Below are 2,419 nucleotides of genomic sequence, written 5' to 3' on the forward strand. Positions count from 1 at the left end.
CCATGCGGCGGATACGACAGATTTTGCAGCTGCATTTCGAAGTCCATGCGAGCGCCCGCGCGATCGCGCGCGAGCTGGGCGTCGGGCGCAGCACGGTACAAGGCTACCTTGCAAGAGTAACGGCGACGGATCTTGTCTGGCCACTGCCTGCGGATATGACGAACGAGATGCTGGAGGAGCGTCTGTTCCCGCCGGCAAGCTTCAAGCTGGGTGTGCGCCGCTACACCGAGCCGGACTGGGCGTCCCTGGTACGGGAAATGAGGCGCCCGGGGATGAGCCTGATGATCCTGTGGGAGGAATATCAGGCGGTTCACCCGGAAGGGTATGGCTACAGTCGGTTCTGCGAGCTGTATCGCGCCTTCGAGCGTCGTCTGTCGCCAACCATGCGGCAGACCCACGTGGCTGGGCACAAAGCTTTCGTCGACTACTCTGGCAAGCGTGTCCCGATTGTCGATCCGGTCACCGGCGAGGTTCACCTGGCGGAGATCTTCGTGGCCGTGCTGGGGGCGTCGAACCTGACATACGCGGAAGCGACGTGGACGCAGAGGCTGCCGGACTGGATCGGGGCTCACGTACGGATGTTCCGTTTCTATGGCGCGGCGCCCCGTCTGCTGGTGCCCGACAACCTCAAGAGCGGCGTCAACAAGGCCTCGTTCTATGACCTTGAGGTCAACCGGACCTATGGGGCCATGGCGGCGCATTACCGGGTCGGCGTGGTACCGGCCAGATCGAGAAAGCCAAAGGACAAGGCTTCGGTCGAGGCGGCGGTAAAGTTCGCCCAGTTCTATATTCTTGGGCGGCTGCGCAACGTCACCTTCTTCTCACTGGCTGAGTGCAACACCGCGATCACGGCGGCGATCGAGCGCATGAACGGGCGCGAGATGCGCCGTCTGGGGGTCAGCCGGCGTCAGTTGTTCGATGCTGTCGAGCGACCCGCCATGCAGTCCTTGCCAGACCACGACTACGAATACGCCGATTGGCACCTTGCCCGCGTGGGCATCGACTACCACGTCGAGGTCGCTGGCTTTTTCTACTCCGTGCCGCACGGGCTGATCCGCGAGCAGGTCGACACACGGGCCACCGTGCGCACGGTCGAGGTGTTCCACCGTGGCAAGCTGGTGGCGGCGCATGCCCGTCGCTACGGCGGTCCGCGGCATGGCACGCAACCGGACCACATGCCCAGCGCCCATCGTCGATACGCCGAATGGAGCCCCGAGCGGTTCCAACGCCAGGCGCGGGCCATCGGGCCCAACACCGAGGCGCTGATCATCACCGTGCTAGCCCACCGCCCCCATCCGGAGCAGGGCTTCCGGACGTGTGTCGGGGTACTGCGCCTGTTCCGCGGCATCGAGGCCGCCCGGGCAGAAGCCGTCTGCATCTATGCGCTCGAGATCGGGGCGCGCTCCTACCAGAGCGTGGCGTCAATCCTGAAGCACGGGCTCGACCGCAAGGCGTCGCCGCAAGCCGCGGACGGCACGCCCATTGTGCACGCCAACATCCGCGGCTCCGGCTACTTCCACTGAGGAGAAAGCAATTGCTGCATCACCCGATACTCGAACGTCTGCACGAGCTTGGCCTTGAAGGGATGGTCAAGGGCTTCCGCGATCTGGCGGCCAATACCGAGAGCCGAGGGCTGGACCACGCCGAATGGCTGGGCCTGCTGCTGGAACAGGAGGTCACCCTGCGTCAGCAAAAGCGCTTCGAGGCCCGCACGCGGACTGCCAAACTGCGGCAGGCGGCCTCGATGGAGGACGTCAACTACAAGGCCGCCCGCGGGCTCGACCGGACGCTGTTCCTGCGGCTGGCCAGCTGCGACTGGATCCGCGAGCACCGCCACTGCCTGATCACCGGGCCTTGCGGCGTCGGCAAATCGTGGTTGGCGTGCGCGCTCGGCGACAAGGCGTGCCGCGAGAATTTATCGGTTCTCTATCAGCGCAGCTCGCGGCTGTTCGCCGCCCTGGCGCTGGCTCGCGGTGATGGCCGATACGCCCGGCTGATGCGCCAACTCACCCGCGTCGATCTGCTGATCCTGGACGACTGGGGGCCGGAACCGCTGACGGCCGAGCAACGGCGCGACCTGCTGGAGATCGTCGACGACCGCTACGATCGCGGCTCGCTGATCATCACCAGCCAGGTGCCGATCGAACGCTGGTACGAGACCGTGGGCGACCCCACACTGGCCGACGCCATCCTCGATCGCCTCGTCCACAGCGCCTACCGTATCGAACTTAAGGGCGAAAGCCTGCGCAAGCAGCGTGCCGCCGCTTGACCCCAGGCACATTGCCGTGACATCACCAAAACTGACCTGACGAGACGACGCCACCTGGCCGCGATGAGCTTGGAACGGTGGCCGCGATCAAGTTGGAATGAGTGGCCGACTCAACTTCGGGATACCCGGCCGACTTCGTCGGAATCCGCA

General features: G+C 65.2%; 2 protein-coding genes. Both read left to right on the forward strand.

Features of this window, described 5'->3' with window-relative positions; all coding sequences use genetic code 11:
- A partial coding sequence (gene istA / locus PSV05_RS11930) for an IS21 family transposase (protein WP_300065514.1) occupies positions 1-1,523 on the forward strand: 1,523 nt, incomplete at its 5' end.
- 11 nt (positions 1,524-1,534) lie between these two features.
- Positions 1,535-2,269, forward strand: a complete 735-nt coding sequence (istB, locus tag PSV05_RS11935) for an IS21-like element helper ATPase IstB (protein ID WP_300065516.1) — start codon at positions 1,535-1,537, stop codon at positions 2,267-2,269.
- The last annotated feature ends 150 nt before the right edge of the window (positions 2,270-2,419 follow it).

Source organism: Thermomonas sp., assembly GCF_029945965.1.
Classification (GTDB): Bacteria; Pseudomonadota; Gammaproteobacteria; order Xanthomonadales; family Xanthomonadaceae; genus Thermomonas.